Source organism: Rhodococcus sp. NPDC127593 (assembly GCF_042671975.1).
Taxonomy (GTDB): domain Bacteria; phylum Actinomycetota; class Actinomycetes; order Mycobacteriales; family Mycobacteriaceae; genus Rhodococcus_F.
On record NZ_JBHXWI010000051.1, the window covers coordinates 16,676 to 37,950 of the forward strand.

General features: G+C 68.9%; 20 protein-coding genes. 7 read left to right on the top strand and 13 right to left on the bottom strand.

The window, feature by feature from the left end; translation table 11 throughout:
* Nucleotides 1-31 precede the first annotated feature (31 nt).
* Both ACFVJ3_RS36280 and ACFVJ3_RS36285 read left to right on the top strand, forming a co-directional pair.
* The gene (locus tag ACFVJ3_RS36280) at nt 32-157 is read left to right on the top strand and encodes a hypothetical protein (protein ID WP_378456664.1); all 126 of its coding nucleotides are present in this window, start codon (nt 32-34) and stop codon (nt 155-157) included.
* Nucleotides 158-179: 22 nt separating this feature from the next.
* On the top strand, nt 180-1,928 hold the full coding sequence (locus tag ACFVJ3_RS36285) for an NTP transferase domain-containing protein (protein ID WP_378456665.1): 1,749 nt from the start codon (nt 180-182) through the stop codon (nt 1,926-1,928).
* 4 nt (nt 1,929-1,932) lie between these two features.
* Here ACFVJ3_RS36285 and ACFVJ3_RS36290 read toward each other — a convergent pair whose 3' ends face one another.
* From ACFVJ3_RS36290 to ACFVJ3_RS36315, 6 genes are all read right to left on the bottom strand, one after another.
* Nucleotides 1,933-2,637 (bottom strand): sirohydrochlorin chelatase, encoded by a 705-nt coding sequence (locus tag ACFVJ3_RS36290; RefSeq protein WP_378456666.1) that lies wholly within the window; start codon nt 2,635-2,637, stop codon nt 1,933-1,935.
* A complete protein-coding gene (locus ACFVJ3_RS36295) occupies nt 2,634-3,791 on the bottom strand; it encodes a uroporphyrinogen-III synthase (protein ID WP_378456667.1) in 1,158 nt (385 codons plus the stop codon). Before ACFVJ3_RS36295 ends, ACFVJ3_RS36290 begins: the two co-directional genes overlap by 4 nt.
* A complete protein-coding gene (gene nirD, locus ACFVJ3_RS36300) occupies nt 3,788-4,189 on the bottom strand; it encodes a nitrite reductase small subunit NirD (RefSeq protein ID WP_011598289.1) in 402 nt (133 codons plus the stop codon). Before nirD ends, ACFVJ3_RS36295 begins: the two co-directional genes overlap by 4 nt.
* An 81-nt stretch (nt 4,190-4,270) precedes the next feature.
* On the bottom strand, nt 4,271-6,781 hold the full coding sequence (gene nirB / locus ACFVJ3_RS36305; protein ID WP_378456668.1) for a nitrite reductase large subunit NirB: 2,511 nt from the start codon (nt 6,779-6,781) through the stop codon (nt 4,271-4,273).
* Between the two features lie 52 nt (nt 6,782-6,833).
* A complete protein-coding gene (locus ACFVJ3_RS36310; RefSeq protein WP_378456669.1) occupies nt 6,834-8,246 on the bottom strand; it encodes an MFS transporter in 1,413 nt (470 codons plus the stop codon).
* Nucleotides 8,247-8,377: 131 nt separating this feature from the next.
* Nucleotides 8,378-9,628, bottom strand: a complete 1,251-nt coding sequence (locus ACFVJ3_RS36315; RefSeq protein WP_378456670.1) for a CynX/NimT family MFS transporter — start codon at nt 9,626-9,628, stop codon at nt 8,378-8,380.
* A gap of 11 nt (nt 9,629-9,639) precedes the next feature.
* Between ACFVJ3_RS36315 and ACFVJ3_RS36320 the strand changes: the two genes are divergently transcribed.
* The gene (locus tag ACFVJ3_RS36320; RefSeq protein ID WP_378456671.1) at nt 9,640-10,305 is read left to right on the top strand and encodes a FadR/GntR family transcriptional regulator; all 666 of its coding nucleotides are present in this window, start codon (nt 9,640-9,642) and stop codon (nt 10,303-10,305) included.
* Here ACFVJ3_RS36320 and ACFVJ3_RS36325 read toward each other — a convergent pair.
* The 3 genes from ACFVJ3_RS36325 to ACFVJ3_RS36335 form a co-directional block, all read right to left on the bottom strand.
* Nucleotides 10,302-11,156, bottom strand: a complete 855-nt coding sequence (locus tag ACFVJ3_RS36325) for a TIGR02569 family protein (protein ID WP_378456672.1) — start codon at nt 11,154-11,156, stop codon at nt 10,302-10,304. The genes ACFVJ3_RS36320 and ACFVJ3_RS36325 overlap by 4 nt on opposite strands.
* A gap of 81 nt (nt 11,157-11,237) precedes the next feature.
* On the bottom strand, nt 11,238-12,422 hold the full coding sequence (moeZ, locus tag ACFVJ3_RS36330) for an adenylyltransferase/sulfurtransferase MoeZ (RefSeq protein ID WP_016883159.1): 1,185 nt from the start codon (nt 12,420-12,422) through the stop codon (nt 11,238-11,240).
* Nucleotides 12,423-12,556: 134 nt separating this feature from the next.
* Nucleotides 12,557-13,693, bottom strand: a complete 1,137-nt coding sequence (locus ACFVJ3_RS36335; protein ID WP_378456673.1) for a DUF3152 domain-containing protein — start codon at nt 13,691-13,693, stop codon at nt 12,557-12,559.
* A 224-nt stretch (nt 13,694-13,917) separates the two neighbouring features.
* On the opposite strand from ACFVJ3_RS36335, the gene ACFVJ3_RS36340 reads away from it, so the two are divergent.
* Nucleotides 13,918-14,589 carry a TetR/AcrR family transcriptional regulator gene (locus tag ACFVJ3_RS36340; protein ID WP_005259707.1) on the top strand — a complete coding sequence of 224 codons (672 nt, stop codon included), beginning with the start codon at nt 13,918-13,920 and terminating at the stop codon, nt 14,587-14,589.
* A 57-nt stretch (nt 14,590-14,646) separates the two neighbouring features.
* On the opposite strand, the gene ACFVJ3_RS36345 is transcribed toward ACFVJ3_RS36340, so the two are convergent.
* A complete protein-coding gene (locus ACFVJ3_RS36345; protein WP_005259708.1) occupies nt 14,647-14,877 on the bottom strand; it encodes a DUF3107 domain-containing protein in 231 nt (76 codons plus the stop codon).
* Between the two features lie 184 nt (nt 14,878-15,061).
* On the bottom strand, nt 15,062-15,742 hold the full coding sequence (locus tag ACFVJ3_RS36350) for a ferritin-like fold-containing protein (RefSeq protein WP_037245178.1): 681 nt from the start codon (nt 15,740-15,742) through the stop codon (nt 15,062-15,064).
* Between the two features lie 322 nt (nt 15,743-16,064).
* Here ACFVJ3_RS36350 and ACFVJ3_RS36355 point away from each other — a divergent pair, with 322 nt between their 5' ends.
* Both ACFVJ3_RS36355 and ACFVJ3_RS36360 read left to right on the top strand, forming a co-directional pair.
* Complete coding sequence (locus ACFVJ3_RS36355; RefSeq protein WP_378456674.1) at nt 16,065-17,684, top strand: DEAD/DEAH box helicase; 1,620 nt, start codon at nt 16,065-16,067, stop codon at nt 17,682-17,684.
* Nucleotides 17,685-17,693: 9 nt separating this feature from the next.
* On the top strand, nt 17,694-18,908 hold the full coding sequence (locus ACFVJ3_RS36360; protein WP_378456675.1) for a hypothetical protein: 1,215 nt from the start codon (nt 17,694-17,696) through the stop codon (nt 18,906-18,908).
* A gap of 9 nt (nt 18,909-18,917) precedes the next feature.
* Here the strand turns inward: ACFVJ3_RS36360 and ACFVJ3_RS36365 are convergent, their stop codons facing one another.
* Nucleotides 18,918-19,331: a VOC family protein gene (locus tag ACFVJ3_RS36365; RefSeq protein WP_378456676.1), complete on the bottom strand. Its 414-nt coding sequence runs from the start codon at nt 19,329-19,331 to the stop codon at nt 18,918-18,920.
* Nucleotides 19,332-19,385: 54 nt separating this feature from the next.
* A complete protein-coding gene (locus ACFVJ3_RS36370) occupies nt 19,386-20,372 on the bottom strand; it encodes a GlxA family transcriptional regulator (RefSeq protein ID WP_378456677.1) in 987 nt (328 codons plus the stop codon).
* 99 nt (nt 20,373-20,471) lie between these two features.
* Here ACFVJ3_RS36370 and ACFVJ3_RS36375 point away from each other — a divergent pair, with 99 nt between their 5' ends.
* The gene (locus tag ACFVJ3_RS36375; protein ID WP_378456678.1) at nt 20,472-21,272 is read left to right on the top strand and encodes an NAD(P)H-dependent oxidoreductase; all 801 of its coding nucleotides are present in this window, start codon (nt 20,472-20,474) and stop codon (nt 21,270-21,272) included.
* Nucleotides 21,273-21,275 lie beyond the last annotated feature (3 nt).

The window sequence follows — 21,275 nt, forward strand, 5'->3', positions numbered from 1 at the left end:
TTGCGGGCCACTTTGCACCGACAATCGACACATGTTGGTAATTGGAATCCTCTTCGCCCTCAGCCTGGCGTCGGTGGCCTGGCTCTGCGTCAGCACGGCGCACGGCGGACGGTCCGGGCTCGCCGGACCTCCGCGCAGCCACCTGCACAGCGACTGAGGGTGTGCGGCAGCATGAGGGAATGAACTCTGCCGCACCCGTTCACGCGATCGTCCTCGCCGGTGGACGAGCCACCCGGATGGGCGGCGTCGACAAGCCGGCCGTGGTGGTCGGCGGACGCCGGATGCTCGACACCGCTCTCGACGCCGTCGACGACTGTGAGCGCATCGTCGTCGTGGGACCCCGGCGCGCCGACCTGGATTCGACGGTGCTCCAGACGCAGGAGACGCCCCCGGGCGCCGGACCGGTCGCAGGGGTGGCCGCCGGACTCGCGGTGCTCGACGCCGAACCGGAAGACCGGGTGATTCTGCTCGCGTCGGACCTGCCGTTCGCGGAACCCACGATGGTGGAGGCCCTCGCCGCCGCCGTGCAGGGCGCCGACACCGTGTTCGCGATCGACGAATCGGGCCGCCTGCAGTTCCTGTTGTCCGCGTGGCGCGTCGGCGCGCTGACCGATCGTGTGCGCTCGCTCGGGTCGGCGGTCAATCAGCCCATGAAGGCGCTCGTTCCGGACACGTTCGACACGGTCCTCTTCCGCGGCGTCACCGACTGCGACACACCGGAGGACGTCGAGCTGGCCCGGAGCAGGGCCGCGGCGACGCCGGTCACGGTCGCCGAGGCCAGGAACGCGATCCTTACGAGTGTCCCCCCACTCCCACCCCGGTCCGCGGCGCTCGGCACGGCGCTCGGCGCCACACTCGCCGAGCCGCTGCTCGCCGCCGAAGCTCTGCCGCGCATCGCCGTCTCCGCCATGGACGGATACGCCGTCGCAGGCGACGGTCCGTGGGTGCTGCGCGACGACATCCGGTATGCGGGAAGCTCCGAGGAACTCGAGCTGACGGAGGGCGAGGCGGCCCGGATCGCGACGGGAGCGCACCTCCCCAGCGGTGCCACCGCCGTCGTGCGGGACGAATTCGCCATGGCGACAGACACATCCGAGGGACCGCGACTGTCCCGCAGGGAGGACGCCCCCGTGCGCGACGACGCGCGACGGCGCGGCGAGGACTGGCACGAGGGGTACCGGCTTGCGGTGGAGGGCACGGCCGTCACGCCCGCCCTCGTCTCCGCCGCCGCGAGCGCGGAGGTGACCAGCGCGGGGGTCCGCGGACCCGTCCGCGCACACGTAGTGGTGACGGGGGACGAGATCCGGCGGGAAGGTCCGCTGCGACGAGGGCAGACGCGGGACGCTCTGGGACCCGTTCTCCCCCAGTTCCTCTCGTGGTGCGGCATCCGGACGGTCGCGGACACCCACCTGCGGGACACGTCCGACAGCTTCGACGAACTGTTCCGGGAAGTCCGCCAGCCCGATCTGATCGTGATCGTCGGGGCCACCGGCGGCGGCGCGGCCGACCAGTTGCGTGCCGCGCTCGACCGGGCGGAGGCCAGGATCGTGGTGGGGCGGGTGCGGTGCCGCCCGGGCGGTTCGCAGGTGACCGCACTGCTGCCCGACGGACGGGTGGTGCTCGGGCTGCCCGGGAACCCGTACGCCGCGGTCGTGACGCTCCTGACCACGGTTCCGTCCATCGCCGCCGCACTCACGGGTCGCATCCCGTCACCGCGTCAGCTGGCGCGGATCGCGAATGCGTCCGAGGTCAGTGGTGACGCCACCCGGATCCTGCCCGCGGTCCCGCAACCGGACGGCACGTGGCGCGTCGACCCCGGAATCCGGACCGCGCATCTCGCCGGCCTGATCGACCGCGACGCGCTGGCGCTGGTCCCGGCGGGGGCGGCCGACGGTGATCTGGCCGAGCTGGTGCCGCTACCGCGCTGACAGGTCAGCGCTGGAACGACAGTGTGCGCAGCGCGGCCGGAATTCCGCTGCGGTAGCGCTCCGCCACGAGGTCGACGATGGCCGGATCGACACCGAGCGGCTCGGCCACTCCGTCCGCTCCGGCATCGGCGAGACGCGCGTGGAACAGTCCGTGGGCCAGGAGATACGACGCGACGAACACGCGCTTCTCGCCGCCCGCACGCAATCCGGCCACCACGTCGGGGACGCGCGGCTGCGCTGTCGCCACGTACCCGATCCGGACCGGCGACGCCACGAGTTCCGACAGCAGCGCCGCGGCGCGCCGGACGTCTCGCAGGGCCCGCGGGTCGGACGATCCGGCCGCGGCGAGCACGACCGCGTCGCCGGGCCGCCAGCCCGCGTCGACGAGACGCCGCAGCAGGACCTCCGCGAGAACGGGGTCCGGTCCCAGCGCCCGGGTCACGGCCGCCGAGGGGTGACCACTGTCCGCGACTTCCCGCGGTACATCGGTGTGGACGTGGTAACCCGACGCGAGGAACGCCGGCACCACGACGGCGGGGCCGGGGATATCGCGGAGCACCTCGGCAGGCGACGGCCCGAGAACGTCCACGAAGGACACCCGGGTGGGTCCGACCTGCTCGGCGACCGCGTCGGCGAGCGCGGCGATCATCTCCACGCCTCGGGGACTCCGCGTTCCGTGTGCCACCAGTACCAGTGCTGTCTCGTTCATTGCTGTCCCTCCTCACGTGAATCGACGCAGTCGACGGGATCGAGAGCGAGGCGGTATCCCCGCTTGACCACCGTCTGGACGGCTTTCGGTGCGCCCAGGGACGCGCGCAGCCTCGCCACGGCCGTCTCCACGGCGTGGGTGTCGCCGCCGCCACCGGGCAGCGCTGCGAGCAGTTCGTCCCGCGGAACGACCCGGCCCGGACGGGCGCCGAGCGTGCGCATCAGCGACATAGCGGCGGGGGGCAGCTGCCGCACCTCGCCGTCGACGACGACGCAGCCGCCGCGGATGCTCAGCTCGTGTCCGGCGGTCTGGATCTTGTTCGCCCGTCTCGGCAGCTCGTCGGCGATGTGCCGGGCGAGCGCCCCCAGCCGCGAGCGCGCCGGCATCGTCGTCGGCACCTCGAGTTCGCGCAGCGGTCCGGCGGTCACCGGCCCCACGCAGGCCGCGAGAACTCGGTGCCGGAACGAGTGCAGCACCATCTCGATCATTCCGGTCTCCTTGGCGCGGGTCAGCAGCGAGGCCACCGCCGGTGCGCTGGTGAAGCTGACCGCGTCCAGCCCGCCGGAGGCGATCAGTTCGATCATCCGGTCCATCGGGGCCTGGTCCTCGAGCGGCGTCCACCGGTAGACGGGGACGGCGATCACGTCGGCGCCCGCGCAGCGGAGCACCTCGCAGAAGTCGGCGACCGGCTCCCATTCCGTGGTGGCACCGTGCAGCTGGACCGCGATGCGCTTGCCGTCGACGCCCTCACCGAGCAGGTGATCGAGCACCTCCGCCGACGACTCCGAGGCGGGTGACCACTCTTCCCGCAGGTCCGCGGCCCGGATCGCGCCCTTCGCCTTGGGTCCGCGGGCCAGCAGGCGGCTCGACGCCAGTGCGCGGCCCAGCTCCTCCGCTTCACCCCAGCCGTCCGCGGCCTCCATCCAGCCGCGGAAGCCGATCCCCGTCGTCGCGACGACGATCTCCGGCGGATTGTCGATGATCTGGCGTGTGACGCGCTCGAGTTCCGTGTCGTCGGCCAACGGGATGATGCGGATGGCCGGAGCGTGCACCACGGTGGCACCGCGCCGCGTCAGCAGCGTGGCGAACTCTTCCGCGCGCCGGGACGCCGTGATCCCGATCGTGAACCCGCACAGCGGCGCGTCGTCGTTCACGCGTTCGTGCTGTGAACCTGGACGACGCCGGCCCACACCCGCACGTCGTACACGGGCAGCCGCACCGACTCGTCGTCGAGGCAGCGACCGTCGACCAGCGAGAAAACCTGCTTGAGCAGCGGCGACGCCACGGTGGGCTCGCCGGCCCGGTCACCCACGAGACCGCGGGACATCACGGCGGCGCGCCCGAACGGGTCGATGTTGCCCACGGCACGCAGTGATCCGTCCTCGAGCAGGAACAGTGCCACCTGCTCCCCGCCCCGCAGCAGCACCGCCACCCCGAGACCGGGAATCAGCTGGCTGAGCGGACACGCGGACGTCCATTCGAGACGGCCTGACTTGACGCTCTCACGCCTGGTTCCACTGGCACTGTGCACGTTCATGTCGACGACGGTCATCACAGTCCTCCTTCGGGCTGGTGTGTATCCGTGCTTGGATACATCGTTCGTGGTCGGTGTTTCCGCAGCGTTAAGCGGGGATTACTCCGATGTAGAAGCTGCGAATTTCGGCATTCCCATCAACACCGGGACCTTCCGGACGCCCGTGTCGTCGAACGAGACGGTCGGATCGGCCTCCTCGGGCGCGTTGACGAACGACACGAACCGCGACAGCTTCTCCGGGTCCTCGAGCACGCCCGCCCACTCGTCCTTGTATCTCAGAACGTGCTTGGCCATGGCCGCCTCGAGGTCGGCGGCGATGCCCAGGCTGTCCTCGCACACCACGGCCTTGAGGTGGTCGAGCCCGCCTTCGAGGGACTCGACCCACGGTGCAGTGCGCTGAAGACGATCCGCGGTGCGGATGTAGAACATGAGGTACCGGTCGATGTAGCGGACCAGGGTCTCGTCGTCGAGCCCACCGGCGAGCAGCTGGGCGTGCTTCGGGGACTGACCGCCGTTGCCGCCGACGTACAGATTCCAGCCGTTCTCGGTGGCGATGACGCCGACGTCCTTGCCGCGCGCCTCGGCGCATTCGCGGGCACAACCCGAGACACCGAACTTGATCTTGTGCGGGGACCGCAGGCCGCGGTACCGGTTTTCGAGATCGACCGCCATACCGACGGAGTCCTGCACGCCGTACCGGCACCAGGTCGATCCGACGCAGCTCTTCACGGTGCGTAGCGACTTGCCGTAGGCCTGACCCGACTCCATGCCCGCGTCGACGAGACGCTTCCAGATCGCGGGCAGTTGCTCGACGCGGGCGCCGAACAGGTCGATGCGCTGACCGCCGGTGACCTTCGTGTAGAGGCCGAAGTCGCGGGCCACCTCGCCGATGACGATGAGCTGTTCGGGCGTGCATTCGCCGCCGGGCATGCGCGGCACCACCGAGTAGGTGCCGTTCTTCTGGATGTTGGCCAGGAAGTGGTCGTTCGTGTCCTGCAGGCCCGCCTGATTGCGGTGCAGGATGTGGTCCGAGTCGGTGGACGCCAGGATCGACGCGACGACGGGCTTGCAGATGTCGCAGCCCGAGCCCTTCCCGTACTTCGAGATGAGCGCGGAGAACGTGCGCGTGTCGGTGGCCTGCACGATCTCGAACAGCTCGGCGCGGGACTGCTCGAAGTGCTCGCACAGCGCCTTCGACATCACCACGCCGGACGACGCGAGGAGCTGCTTGATGGTCGGCAGGCAGCCGCCGCACGTGGTGCCGGCGTTGGTGCAGCTCTTTACCTGCGCGATGTCGCAGGCTCCGTCGGCGATGGCCCCGCAGATCGAACCCTTGGTGACGCCGTTGCACGAGCAGACCTCGGCGTCGTCGGGCAGGGACCCGGCGCCGGGCTTCTCCCCCGCCGGCGAGATGAGCGACGCCGGATCACCCGGCAGCTCGCGGCCGACGAGCGGGCGCAGCGACGCATACGCGGAGGCGTCGCCGACGAGGATGCCGCCGAGCAGCGTCTTCGCGTCGTCGGACACGACCAGCTTGGCGTAGGTGCCCTTGGCGGCGTCGCTGAGGACCACCTCCAGGGCGCCGGCTGTCTGAGCGTGCGCGTCGCCGAAGCTGGCGACGTCCACACCCATCAGCTTGAGCTTGGTGGACAGGTCGGCGCCCGGGAACTCCGCCGCCCCGCCGAGCAGCCGGTCCGCGACGATCTCCGCGGTGGTGTAGCCGGGAGCGACGAGGCCGTAGCACCGTCCCTCCACCGCGGCGCACTCGCCGACCGCGTAGATGTTCTCGTCGGACGTGCGGCAGCCGAGGTCCGTGATGATCCCACCCCGCTCGCCGACGTCGAGTCCGGCGTCGCGGGCCAGCTGGTCCTGCGGCCGCACACCCGCGGAGAACACCAGCAGCGCGGCCTCGATCACCGAACCGTCGGACAGTTCGACGTTGATCCCGTCCGGACCCTCGGCGATGCCTGCGGTGCCGACACCCGTGTGGACGGTGACACCCAGGTCGGTGACCAGGTTGGCGAGCAGCGCCCCACCGCCCTCGTCCACCTGCAGCGGCATCAGCCGGGGCGCGAACTCGACGACATGCGGTGTCATGCCCATCAGCTTGAGGGCGTTCGCGGCCTCGAGTCCGAGCAGACCACCGCCGACGACGACACCGACGGCGCCGGGGCCGGCCGCGTCGGCACGCTTCCGGATTCCGTCGAGGTCGTCGAGCGTGCGGTAGACGAAGCACTCCGGTCGGTCGTGCCCGGGGATCGGCGGCACGAACGGGTACGAACCGGTGGCCATCACGAGAGCGTCGTACGCGACGACCTCGCCCGAATCGGTGGTGACCTTGCGGGACTCCCGATCGATGGTCACGGCCCGGCGGCCGATCCGGAGGTCGACGAGAGCGTCGTCCGGGTAGTCGTTACCCGCGAGCGCAAGCTCCTTGGGGTCCCACGCCCCCACGTAGGAGGACAGTCCCACCCGGTCGTACGCGGGGAGGGGCTCCTCGCAGAGCACCGTCACCGACCAGTCGTCCGACTCGTCGCGCGCACGCAACGCCTCGACGAATCGATGTCCGACCATTCCGTGTCCGATGACCACTGCTGACTTGCGGCTCATGCCGTCGCTCCTTCTAGCTGAATTGCTCGAGTTCATGCGGTACTGCGTGAGGTCACGCCGAGACCGACACCTTTTCGTCGTCGCCATCGGAGACGGTGAGCCCACGAGTGTCGGACGGGCGGCGCAGGAAGACGAACCAGGTGACGAAGATGCAGGCGACGTAGAAAGCGAGGAACACCCAGAACGCCATCGTCGCCGACTTCGCGGTGCCGCCGTAGGACGCGCGAAGCACCAGGTTGATGCCGACGCCGCCGAGGCCACCGATGGCGCCCGCGAAACCGATGAGGGCACCGGACATCGCCCGCGACCACGCCGCCTTGGCCTCCCGGCTGACGCCTTCGAGTCCCTGCGCCTTGGCCTCGAAGATCGACGGAATCATCTTGTAGACCGAGCCGTTCCCGATGCCGGCCAGCAGGATCAGGGTGATGAAGCCGAACACGAATGCCACCAGCACTCCGGCCGTGGCCGCGCCGGGCGTGCCGTCGTCGACGGTCCCCGCGGTTACCAGCACTGCGGCGGCGAGCGCCATCGCGACGAACGTGTACAGCGTGATCTTGCCGCCGCCGATGCGGTCGGCGAGCTTGCCGCCCATCGGTCGCGCGATGGAGCCGAGCAGCGGTCCGATGAAGGCGATCTGCGCGGCGCGCAGCGCAGCCTCCGCGGGGGTGGCGCCACCGGCGAGGAAGTTGATCTGCAGCACCTGACCGAACGCGAAGCTGAATCCGATGAACGATCCGAACGTGCCGATGTAGAGGAAGCTGATGACCCACGAGTCGGAGAACTTCAGCGCCTTGGCCATCGACCGGAGATCGGACTTCTGGTTGCCGAGGTTGTCCATGAACAGGGCGGCGCCGACCGCGGCGACGGCAATGAAGACCAGGTAGACGGCGCAGACGATCCACGGTTCCGTGTTACCCAGGGTGGCGATCACGAGCAGGCCGATCACCTGGATCATCGGGACGCCGATGTTGCCGCCGCCGGCGTTGAGGCCGAGTGCCCAGCCCTTGAGGCGCTGCGGGTAGAACGCGTTGATGTTCGTCATCGACGAGGCGAAGTTGCCACCGCCGACGCCGGCGAGGGCGGCCACGAGGATGAACGTCGTGTACGACGCGCCGGGGTTCATCATCAGGTACAGAGTGAACAGCGTCGGCACGAGCAGGACGAGCGCACTGAAGACTGTCCAGTTGCGGCCGCCGAAGCGGGCCGTCGCCACCGTGTACGGGATTCGCAGAATGGAGCCGACGAGGGTCGGGACCGCGACGAGGAAGAACTTGCCCGCCGCGTCGATCCCGTAGATGTCGGTCGGCATGAACAACACCATGACGGACCAGATCGACCAGACGGAGAAGCCGACGTGCTCAGCGACTACCGACCAGATCAGGTTCCGCTTGGCGATGTCCTTGCCGCCCGCCTCCCAGGCGTCGACGTCTTCCGCGTCCCAGTGCTCGATGTAGTGCTTGTTCACCCGGGCCTCCTCGTTGTGTGGGAGACCCAAAGGTAGAAAACCGGTGTTGCGGCGGTGCTGCGGTCGGTGACCGGGGCGTCAACTGATCCTCACTTTTCGGCTGGGCCGATGTGAGGTTTCCTGCATGTTTCCTAGGCGTGTCGAAGAGCGTCCTGCGGCTCCGAATCGACGTGCCAGCTGTCCTCGAGCATGCGCGGCTTGCACGCCTGGAACGCTGCTATGAGGAGGATCACCACGCCGAACGTCAAGAATCCGAACGACAGGGTCCACCCGCCGGTGCCGTCGTGGAACACCCCGAACAGCAACGGTCCGAGGCACGCGACGGCGTAGCCCACTCCTTGGGTGAAACCGGACAGCGTCGCCGAGCCGATGTGGCTGCGCGTGCGGAGATTGATCAGTGTCAGCGACATCGGGAACGTGCTGGGCCCGAGCCCGAGCAGCACGATCCACAGGATGGGCGCGCTCATCGGGGCGAGCAGCAGTCCGCTGAAGGACACGAGGTAGCAGACCGCGCACCCGATCACGATCGGGAACGGGTTGCGCATGCGCGCGCACAGCGTGGGGGCGCCGAACGCCGCGACGAGGCCCATGAACGAGAACAGTCCCACCATGGCGCCGCCGAACGCCTCGCTCGCGCCCGCGTCGGACAGGATGTCGGGGATCCAGGTGAACATCGAGTACGTGATCATCGACGTCATCCCGAACATGCCGGCCATTCCCCAGCCGACGGGCGACCGCCAGGCCTTCCCGTGGGGGCGGTCGGCCGGAACGTCCGCGGGCGGTTGCGCCGTCAAGACCACGGCGCGACGGCGTTCGCGGGTGAGAAGAAGGATCCATGGGATGGCCGCGGCGAAGCCGAGGAGCGCCCAGACGCCGATCGAGAACCGCCAGCCGAATGCCTCGGCGAGTGGGACGGCCACGAACGCGGGCGCGATGGTGCCGATCTGCACGCCGACGATGTACACCGAGCTCATCACGGCCAGCCGGTCGGAGAAGTAGCGCTTGACGAGCGGCGGAATCACCACGTTGCCGATCCCCATGCCGGCCAGCGCGAGCGCCGACAGCGCCAGCAACGACCAGGTGTCGCTCATCAGGGCTCTCGTGAGCATGCCGACCGCGGCCATCAGCATCGCGACGAGGGCGGTCCGTTCCAGTCCCCACCGCTTGGCGATGAGCGGCGTTCCCAGCCCGAACAGCGCGAACATCGCCGTCGGCACCATCCCGAACACCCCGACAACCGTCGGCGAGAATCCGATGTCCTCCCGGATCTGCGAGGCCAGCGGGGAGAACGAGGTGACCGCCAGCCTCAGCACGAGGGCAGACATGGCGATCGCACAGAAGACGAGGAGGCGGCCGCGTAGAAGAGTCACAAGAGAAATCATAGGATGACAGGATGACCTTTGGAAAACCCGTGCGCCGCTCGAGTCTGATCTCACAGGTCACCGAGCAACTGCGCGACGAGATCTGCAGTGGTCGGTGGGCGGTCGGCGCGAAGATCCCTACCGAGACTGCGCTGTCCGAACTCACCGGAACTGGACGCAACACCGTCCGCGAGGCAGTACAGGCCCTCGTCCACACCGGACTGCTCGAACGGCGGCAGGGATCCGGCACGTACGTCGTCGCCACCTCCGACGTCGGGGGAACACTCGGCAAGTACTTCGCCGGCGCGCACGAGCGCGACGTCACGGAACTGCGGCAGGCGCTCGACGTCACCGCCGCCGCCCTCGCCGCCCGGCGTCGCACCCCGGACGACGTCGCACGCCTGAGAAGCCTCCTCGACGAGCGCTCCCGTTGCTGGGCCGAATCCGACACCGAGGCCGCCGTCGCGGCGGACATCAGCCTGCACCGCGCGATCGTCGAAGCGAGTCACAACGCCGTGTACCTGGAGTTTTACGACTCGCTACTGCCCTCGATCGCCCAGACCGTCGACCGCCACGTGCACGCGACCGGTGCGGGGTTTCACGACGAGCACGGGCGTCTGATCCAGGCGGTGATCGACGGGGACGAGCCCGCCGCGACCACGGCCGCCCGCGATCTGTTCGCGGAGCTGCTCACCTAGAGCAGGAGGCGTACCACGTCGGCCGTGCGGGCGAGTCCGGGAAACGCCTCCGCGGTCGACCGGGGGTGCAGCACGTGGACGGCGAGCCTGAACAGGACCGCACGCAGAAGCATTTGCGGCCATTCGGGCAGATCTTCCCAGCGGCCGATGAGGGTCTCGTCGGCTCCACCCCAGGAAATGGCATCCACCACCGCGACTGCCGCCGCCCACGACGCGGGACGCCAGTACGGAGTGATGTCGGTGATCCCGGGTGCGAGCGCACCGGCGAACAGGACGGTGCCGAACAGGTCCCCGTGCACCAGCTGGTCCGGGCTCGTGACGGGCTTGCGCAGCGTCGCGAGCCCGGTGATCAGCTCCAGACTCTTGCGACCGTCGGGGGACGGCGTCTCGAGCTGGTCCGCACCCTTCGCGCTGCGCAGCGGGATCTTCTCCCAGGCGGCCCGATCCGCCGCCACGAACACGTCGACCTCCGCCCACGGCGCGACCGGGGGCTGCACGAGGAACCGGGGACGGTCGAGCTGCGAGGTGGCGGCGTGGAGCCGCCCCGACATCGACACGACCTCGTCGTGACGCGGTTCGGGTGTGCCCTCGATGAACGTGTCGGCGCGCCACCCGGACACCACGTACCTGCCGTCGGTGGACCGCACGGGACGGGCGAGCCGCACCCCGTCCACCTCGAGCGTCTCACGTACCTTGGCGGACCATGCGGCGCGCGCGTGGTCGGCGACGGCTGACAGGACTACGTCTCCACAGAGCCACCCGCCGTCCCAGTCCGCACCGAGCGGGATGGGCTCGACTTCCCGGAGGCCGAACGTGGAGCACACGTGTTGAGGGGGTTGGCCTGTGCTCACGGACTCAACGCTACCGCCGGGTGGGCCGGTGACACTGCAAGGCGCGCTGGCCCGGAGAGGGCAATCACGCCGCGACGGAGGTCAGTAGACGGGCAGGCTCGTGTCCACCTGTTTGGCCCACGCGATCACGCCACCCTGCAGATGCGTGGCGTCGGAGAAGCCCGCCTTCTTCAGTGCGGCCAGCGCCTCCGCCGACCGGACCCCGGTCTTGCAGTGCAGCACGATCGGCTTGTTCTGCGGAAGCTCCGACAGCGCCTCCCCCGACAGGATGCGGTCCTTCGGGATCAGCACGGCACCGGGCAGGTGGACGATGTCCCATTCGACCGGCTCGCGTACGTCGATCAGTTCGATCTCCTTGCCGGAGTCGAGGAGATCGCGCAACTCCGTGGCCGTGATGGTCGAACCGGCCGCCGCCGCCTGCCCCTCGTCGGACACCACGCCGCAGAACGCGTCGTAGTCGATCAGTTCGGTGACCGGGGTCCGCGCCGGATCCCGGCGCAACGTGATGGTGCGGTAGGTCATGTCGAGCGCGTCGTAGACCATCAGCCGTCCGAGCAGCGATTCCCCGATGCCGGTGATCAGCTTGACCGCCTCGGTGGCCATGATCGAACCGATCGACGCGCACAGCACACCCAGCACCCCGCCCTCGGCGCACGACGGGACCATGCCCGGCGGGGGCGCCTCCGGGTACAGGTCCCGGTAGTTGAGTCCGCGACCGTTCGGCGCGTCCTCCCAGAACACGGACGCCTGGCCCTCGAATCGGTAGATCGAGCCCCACACGTACGGCTTGTGCGCCAGGACGGCGGCGTCGTTGACGAGGTACCGGGTGGCGAAGTTGTCGGTGCCGTCGAGGATCAGGTCGTACTGCTCGAATAATTCGACGGCGTTGTCGGGCTCGAGCCGGAACTCGTGCAACCGGACGTCGACGTTGTCGTTGATCTCGCGGATCGAGTCGCGCGCACTCTCGGCCTTGGGACGGCCCACGTCGGACCGGCCGTGGATCACCTGTCGTTGCAGGTTCGACATGTCGACCTCGTCGAACTCGACGATGCCGAGCGTCCCGACACCCGCCGCCGCCAGGTACAGCAGGGCGGGTGAGCCGAGTCCGCCCGCGCCGATGACGAGGACCTTCGCATTCTTAAGGCGCTTCTGCCCCGCCATGCCGACGTCCGGGATGATCAGGTGCCTGCTGTACCGCGCCACCTCGTCGCGGGAAAGTTCGGCGTCCGGTTCCACCAGCGGCGGCAGTGCCTCGGTGGTCTTCACAGAACGGTCAAGCGACACGGTCCACTCCTGACGATTGCGCGACAGCTTCCGATACGTCGGGCAGCACTGACTTCAACGCCCCGACGGGGTCCATTCTTCCCCTCCCGCCGGCAGTCGCGCGGGGCGGCCCCCGCTCACGCCCTCGGGAACGGCCACGGATTGAAATGGCAGGTCAGACCGTTCATCGGGACGACACCCTCAGGGTCGAGCTGCGCGATGTCGTTGTTGGCCGTCCCGAACGTCTGCTGCATCATCACCGGTGCGAGGCCGCCTTCGGTCTCGCACGGCTGGTGGTCCTGGTAGCCGATGGCGTGCCCGACCTCGTGGTTGATCTGGTACTGCCGGTACGACCCGATGTCGCCCTGGAACGCGATCGCGCCCCGCACCCAGCGCGGCTCGTTGAGGACGACGCGATCGATGCCGGGGTTGTAGCAGGACACCTCCAGCTGGATGTCGTAGCCGCACGCCTCGCGGATGGTCATCTGCGACGTCAGCGACACCCGGAAGTCGGGGTCGCCCTGGTCGACGCGGCGGAACGCGAACCGCGGGTCCTTCGTCCAGCTCTTCGGATTCGACAGCGTCTGTTCGACCATCCGGCCGAACGACTCGTCGCCGCCGAATCCGGACGTGTCGACCCCGTCCTCGATCTCGACGCTGTACGTGAATTCGCGCTCGGTGCCCTGCCCGACCTTGGTCCCGCTTCCGGGAACCACGTGCCAGGTGCCTGCGCCCACCGCCGTGAACGGTCCTCCCTCGGGCAGCGCGCCCGAGGGAAGTTCGGCGGCGAAGTTTCCGTCGGCCTCCGGCGGGATCCCGATGACGCTCGAACCGTCGGTGTCCCGGGTGAGGGTGCCGAATCCGGGGGTGTCGGTCTCGGCCGTCGTCTCGCTGCCACCGGTGTCCCGGACCGCGTCGACCACGACGAGAACGGAGACCACCAGCAGGATCGGGATCGCGTAGGCCCGCCAGCCGTAGGTGGAGACGAACCGGCCGATGCGGCTCTGCTTCCTCGCCTGCCGCTCTGGGCGCGGGTTCCGGGGTCTGCCGACTTCGCGGCTGGTCGGGTCCCACTGCGCGCGGAGTGGTTGATGCGACTGCGCCCCCGGTGCCGACTGCGAAGCGCGGGGACGGACGTCACGCTGGTCGATGCTGCGCGATCGTCGCTCCCCGTCCTCGGAGCTCTGGGGAGCCCGGCCGCGAACACGCGGTCCTCCTCGGTCAGTCACGCAGCCCAGAATCTCACAGTCCGGCACCGCCTCGTCCCAGCGCACCGTCTGCAGGTCATTCGGCGTGTCACGCGGATACGATCCGCAACGTCGCGGCTACCCGGATCACCAGGTGTCCCCGACCCCTGCAGGGCCCCAGTTACCGGTCAGGCAATATCCTTGACCGGGCGAGTCCAGCGAGTCCACCATGAACGGTTCACTACGCGCGGGTATCGTTCACAGGGTTACACAGAATGTGACGCGGAATACTTGTGCAGATTGGAAGCGCTATGACTGAACTCGCGGATCGGACGAACTCCGATCGCGATGCCACCCCCGGAAAGGGCACCGGGGCTCGTCGCAGCACGCGACTCCCCCGTGACGCCCGGCGACTGCAGCTACTCGCCGCAGCCAGCGAGGTCTTCGTCACACGCGGATACCACGCTGCCGGTATGGATGAGATCGCCGAGTGCGCCGGTGTGAGCAAGCCCGTCCTCTACCAGCACTTCCCAGGCAAGCTCGAGCTGTACGTGGCCGTGCTGCAGAGCTATGTCGACAGCCTGATATCCGGCGTCCGGCAGGCGCTGCGCTCGACGACGGACAACAAGCAGCGTGTCCGCGCCGCGGTGCAGGCGTTCTTCGACTTCGTCGACAACGACTCGCAGGGCTTCCGGCTCGTGTTCGAGTCGGACCTCATGGGTGAGCCGCAGGTGCAGAGCCGCGTCGAGCAGGCCACCGAGGCGTGCGTGGACGCCGTGTTCGACCTCGTCAGCCACGACTCCGGTCTCGACCCCTACCGCGCCCGCATCCTCGCTGTCGGCCTCGTCGGCGCCAGCCAGTTCACCGCGCGGTACTGGCTCGAGGCGGCGCGCCCGATCCCGAAGGAAGAAGCGGTCGACACGACGGTCACGCTCGCGTGGGGCGGTCTGTCCCGCGTGCCGCTGCATCCCGAACAGCGCTGACACCGAGCATGAGAAAGGGCCCGCAGTCGAGTCGACTGCGGGCCCTTTCTCATGTGTTCACTTGGTCGGAGCGAATCCGACCTTGCGGATATCGGACGGGCCGATCTCCACGTAGGCGATCTTGCTTGACTGCACGAGGTACTTGCGTCCCTTGTCGTCCTGCAGAGACAAGATCCCGTCGCCACCGGTGAGGGCGTCCGAGACCAATGTCTCGACCTCGTCCGGGGTCTGCTCGCTGCTGACGATGAGCTCACGCGGGCTGTCGATTACACCGATCTTGACCTCCACGGTCAACCTCCGAACTCTCCGAGAAACATCAGCTGTCCAGGCCAGGCTAATGCAGCGGCCGCCACCGGTGCGCGTCTGTGGGCTGTGCCCTGAGCGAACACGCCTGCTACACCAGGCACGGCGGCGGCGCCGTCACACAAGGTGCGGCGGCGGTGCCGTCACACCAGGCACGGCGGCGGTGCCGTCACACCAGGCCCAGCACGGCCATGCGTTCTGCGTGCATCTCCTGCATGCGGTCGAACAGTGCGACGACGCCGTTGAGGTCGCCGGACGCGGAGATGACGAGTTCGGTCAACGCCTCCCGCTGCGCCAGGACGAACTGTGCCTGGGTGATGGCCTCGCCGAGCAGTCGCCTGCCCCACAGCATGAGGCGGTCCTTGTCGCGGTTACTGGCCTTGATCGCCTGCTGCACCTCGTGGACGACGAACTCCGAGTGGCCGGTCTGCGAGAGCACCTCCTCGACCGTCCGCGAGACCTCGGCGGGCAGCGAGTGTCCGATCTCACGGTAGAAGTCGGCGGCGATCCCGTCGCCGACGTACGCCTTCACCAGTGCCTCGAGCCACGTCGACGGGGTGGTGGACGCGTGGTAGTTGTCCAGGGCGCGAACGAACGGATCCATCGCTTCGAAGATGTCGAACCCGCGCGCTGTCAGCGCCGTCTCGAGCATCTCGAAGTGGCCCATCTCGGCGGCGGCCATGCTCGCGAGCGCCACTTTGCCCTGCAGGGTCCGCGCCATCTGCGCGTCTTCGGACAGCCGGTAGAACGCGGAGATCTCGCCGTACGCGAGGACCGCGAAGAGTTCACTGACGCCGGGGTGATCAGCGGGAATGGTGGAATCAGAGGATGCAGGCGTGTTGGGCTCCATGGCGCCACAGCCTAGTGCGTCGGCCAGTGATGTTTGCCATGCGTAACCGGTTGTGGGGCGTTCTCCGGCTACAATGATCATGGGCAACCGCTCGTCACCACGTTCGTCTCCACGGAGAACGCGGTTTGAGTGATGATCGATCACGATCCGATCAGCGGTTCCCACCGATAATGTGCGCGCACCTGATCGACGGTCCCAGCCGCGCCTCGCCGAAATCTTCGATTTCTGCGCTGAGGCAGAGGCAGGATCGACTCGGAAGAGGACATCGACGAGCGTCGACTGGGAAATCGGGCCGACCAGCGGCCTGGCCCTTACCTCGTGCGTGCGTGCAGCTACGAGGAAGGCCAGTCCCCTGAGCAAGATCACTGTCGACCATGAAGACGACGCAACCGAGACCACGCTGTCGGCGCAACTCGACTCCACGCACGTCGCCCCCACCTTTGCCGAGCTCGGAGTTCGTGACGAGATCGTCCGCGCACTCGACGAGATCGGCATCGAGCGCACGTTCGCGATCCAGGAGCTGACGCTCCCCCTCGCCCTCGCCGGCGACGATCTCATCGGTCAGGCCCGCACGGGCATGGGCAAGACGTTCGGGTTCGGCGTCCCGCTTCTCCACCGCATCTCCAGCGGCACCACCGGGACGGCCGCACTCGACGGCACTCCCCGCGCGCTGGTCATCGTCCCCACCCGCGAGCTGTGCATCCAGGTCACCAAGGACCTCGAGGGCGCCGCGAAGTACCTGAAGGGCGAGAAGAACAAGCTCGAGGTCCTCGCCATCTACGGTGGCCGTCCCTACGAGACGCAGATCGCGACCCTCCAGAAGGGCGCCGACGTCGTCGTGGGCACCCCGGGCCGTCTGCTCGACCTCGCCAACCAGGGTCATCTGATTCTGGGCAAGGTCGAGGTCCTCGTCCTCGACGAGGCCGACGAGATGCTCGACCTGGGCTTCCTGCCCGACATCGAGCGCATCCTCGGGATGGTGCCGGACAAGCGTCAGACGATGCTGTTCTCGGCCACCATGCCGGGTCCTATCATCACGCTCGCCCGCACGTTCCTCACCCAGCCGACGCACATCCGCGCCGAGCAGGCCGACGACTCGGCGGTGCACGACCGGACCAGCCAGCACATCTACCGGGCCCACGCGCTCGACAAGGCGGAGATGGTGGCCCGCGTGCTGCAGGCCGACGGCCGCGGCGCGACGATGATCTTCACCCGCACCAAGCGCACCGCCCAGAAGGTCGCCGACGATCTCGCCGAGCGCGGTTTCTCCGTCGGCTCCGTCCACGGCGACCTCAATCAGGTCGCTCGCGAGAAGGCGCTGAAGGCGTTCCGCACGGGCAAGATCGACGTGCTGGTCGCAACGGACGTCGCGGCCCGCGGTATCGACATCGACGACGTCACCCACGTCATCAACTACCAGTGCCCGGAAGACGAGAAGACGTACGTCCACCGGATCGGCCGCACCGGCCGGGCGGGCCGCACCGGTATCGCCGTGACGCTGGTGGACTGGGACGACATCCCGCGCTGGCAGCTCATCGACAAGGCTCTCGGCCTCGGCCTCCCCGATCCGGCGGAGACGTACTCCAGTTCCCCGCACCTGTTCGAGGAGCTGTCGATCCCGGCCGACGCGACCGGCACGATCAAGCGCCCCCGGGTGGAGAAGACCGAGAAGGTCGCACCGGAGCGGAGCGAGAACACGGACACCGAGCAGGGCGAGAAGGCCGAGCGCACGGAACGTCCGGCACGCACCCGCGCCCGCCGGCGCACCCGTGGTGGCCGCCCCGCGGACTCCGTGGGCCCCAAGTCCGTGTCGCCGGAGCCGACGGCACCCGAATCCGCCGCTGCGAGCGGAGACGCCGACGGCGAGGGTGCCTCCAAGCCCCGCCGGCGTCGTCGCCGCCGGACCACGAAGGTCGGCGCCGCCGCGACGAACGCGGAGTAAACAACCACCGTGCTCGCACCTGAGCGGCGCTCGCGCGCCGATCTCGTCGTCGCTGCCGGAATCGCTGCTGCGGTGGTGGTCGCCCTCACCGTGGTGTGGTTCCGCAGCGATGCCCGGGGCACCACCTCGGTCACCGCCGCCGAGCCGCCGCCTGGGCTCGTCACGGCCCTGACGGTTCCGGAGACGCTGAGCCCGATCTGGGACTCCGCCAGTTCCACCACCACTGCACCCCTCGTCGTGGGTGGTGCGGTCGTCACCGCCGACGGTGGGGACGTCGTGGGACGGGACCGGATGTCGGGTACCGAGCTGTGGCGGTACGAGCGTGATCTCGACCTGTGCGGTGTGACGGCGTCGTGGGAGAAGGTCGTGGCCGCCTACCGCGACGACCGCGGCTGCTCCCAGGTCACCGAACTCGACGGCGGTACCGGCGAGCGCCTGGCGCAGCGGAGCAGCGACGCCGATTCCGGGGTGACGCTGAAGGCCGACGGAACCTATGTGGCGTCCCTCGGCGACCGCCGGCTGGAACTGTGGCGCTCCGACCTCGTCCGCACCGTCGAGTACGGACGGGTGGACGCGCCGGTGAATCCCAAGAAGCAGCCACGCAGCGGATGCACGCTGATCGATGTCGGTTCGAGCAGCAGCCGGCTGTCCGTTCTCGAGCGCTGCCCCGGCGAGGTGGCCGATCGCCTGACGGTCATGAACCCGTCGCCGAAGGACAATCAGGAACCCGAGGAATACGGGTCGAGCGTCCTGGCGGGGGTGGATGCCGGCGTCGAGGGTGCGCGCATCCTCGGGGTGTCGGGCGAGACCACGGCCGTCTACCTCCCCGCGGGCACGTCGTACGGACCGCGGATCGGCCTGTTCGACGGCACCGGCAACGCCGTGTCCGAATACGCGCTCTCCCTCCGGGTCGGACCGGATCCCGTCACGTCGACGAGCAGTTCGGTGGTCACCTGGTGGACCGGTTCGGACGTGGTGTCTCTCGGTGCCTCCGATCTCGCACCGCGCTGGATCTTCCCCGGCGCTCTCGGCCCGGGCGCCGTGATGGCCGGAAACCTGCTGGTTCCGGTGGAATCCGGCATCGCCGTGCTCGACCTGTCGACCGGCGCGTTGCTGCGCACGATCCCGGTGACGCGTGACGTCGCGGCGGGGCCGATCACGACGACGGTGGCCGGCGACGTCGTGCTCGAACAGCGCGGCAATGATGTCGTGGCGCTGCGCTGAGGTCACCCCTCACGCGGGTTCGGCGAACACCACGAGATAGCCGTCGAGGTCGCGGATCCAGATCTCGCGATGTCCGGCATTGGGATTGACGTGCTCGTCCGCGACCACGTCGGCGCCCGCCTCCCGCACCCGCGCGACGGTGCCGTCGAAGTCGGGGGTCTCGAACCAGATCGCCACCCCGTTTCCGCGCGGGAGCGAAGGATCGCCGAGGGCGCCGTGGTGGTGGCCTTCGTCGAGCCGGTGCAGTTGCAGGATCATGTGCCCGTCGACGCGGAGTTGCTCGTAGTCGCGTCCGCCGTGGCCGCTGCGCGCGTCCAGGATCTTCCGGTACCACTCGCCTGCGCGTTCGACGTCGTCGACGGCGAGGAGCGGCTGAGCCCGCATCGTCAGGGTGTTGCTCCGAGGCGTATCCGAGACTGTCATGGCCCCGACGTTAGCGCCGTGCACTCCTCAGCACTTGGACGAATGAGCATGCCGTCAACGAAAAGTGGCGCGGTACGCGGACGGCGAGACGCCGACCGTGCGCGAGAGGTGTTGTCGCAGCGACGTCGCGGTGCCGAATCCCGCGGCCTCGGCCACGTCGTCCACCGGCATGTCGGTGTTCTCCAGCAGTTCGCGGGCGCGGATGATCCGCTGCTCGAGAATCCACTGCGTCGGCGACACCCCCGTCTCGGCCCGGAATCGCCGGGTGAACGTGCGCACGCTCATCGACTCCCACGCGGCCAGCTCCCGCAGCGACAGCGGTCGATCGAGATGTGACAGCGCCCGGGCGCGCGCTCGCGCCGTGGACGCACCGTCGGCCTCCGGGACGGGCTCGGTGATGAACTGCGCCTGACCGCCGCTGCGATGAGGCGGCACGACCGTTCCCCGCGCCACCTCGTTGGCCACCGACGCACCGTGGTCGAGACGAATCATGTACAGGCACAAGTCGATTCCGGATGCGACGCCGGCGGCGGTGAGCACGCCGTCGTCGTGCGTGTAGAGCACGCCGGGGTCCAGGTGCACGTCCGGGTACAGCCGCCGGAACGCGTCCGCCGACTTCCAGTGCGTCGTGGCACGCCGATTCTCGAGAAGGCCGGCCGCCGCGAGCACGAACGAACCCGTGCAGATCGATGCCACCCGCGTGCCCGGACGGATGTGCGCGAGGGCGTCCGCGAGGCGACGGGGCAGGCGCCCGTCCTCCGGCGGGTCGTAGTCCTGATCGGATGCCGGGATCACGACTGTGTCGGCCGTGGCGAGCAGCGCCGGGCCGTGCTCGACCGAGATGGTCACGTCGGTGTCGGTCCGGACGGCACCGGGGGTGAGGGCGCACGTGAGGACCTCGTACAGCGGTTCGCCATCGCGCGATCTCGCCTCACCGAACAGCCGATGGACGATCCCGAACTCGATCGGGAGGAGACCGTCGCGCACGAACACGACTACGCGATGAAGGTGCACGGTCCGCCCGCGTCTCGATTCTGACATGGCCCGATTCTTTCACATATCGTCCGGCGGGCCACTGTCGCGACCACCGCCGCGCGTCCATGATCGAAGGGGTCAGGACGACCGAGTGGAAGGTGGACCATGAAGATCCTGTGGGTATCGGCACATCCCGAGCCGAAGTCCCTGAATGCGGCACTCCGCAGCGATGCCCTCGCGGCACTGCGCGGCGCCGGCCACGACATCCGGACCTCGGACCTGTACGGGATGCGATGGAACCCGGTGGTGACGGCAGACGATTTCGGACACGACCCCCACGATCGCCTCCTGGTCGGCGCGCGGTCGGGTCAGGCCCTGACCGAGGGCACCCTGGCCCCCGACATCCGCGCCGAGCAGCGCAAACTCGCGTGGGCCGACGCGGTGATCGTGCAGTTCCCGCTGTGGTGGTACGGCATGCCCGCGATCCTCAAGGGCTGGTTCGACCGGGTCTTCGTCGAGGGCTACGGCTACGGACTACGCCGGGAGGACGGCTCCACCCGGCGGTACGGCGACGGAACCCTCGCCGGCAAGCGGGCGATGACGGTCGTCAGTTTCGGCGGCAGCGCCGACAGCGCGGGCCCGCGGGGGATCAACGGCCAGATGGACGAACTCCTGTTCCCGATCCACCACGGAATCTTCTGGTACACGGGGATGTCCGTGCTGCCCCCGGTCCTGATCGACAGCGCGGACCGGTTGCCCGCCGAGCACTACCCCGGCGTCGCGGCCCGGCTGATCGATCGCCTGTCCGGCCTGTTCACCGACGCGCCGTTGCCCTTCCGCTCACAGAACGGCGGCGACTACGACGCCCGGTTCGTGCTGCACGAGGACCGGGCGCCGGGCGTCACGGGCCTGCGCGCCCACTACGCCGACGAAGTCCGCACCAGTGCGATCTGTAACGTGTTCTAATTC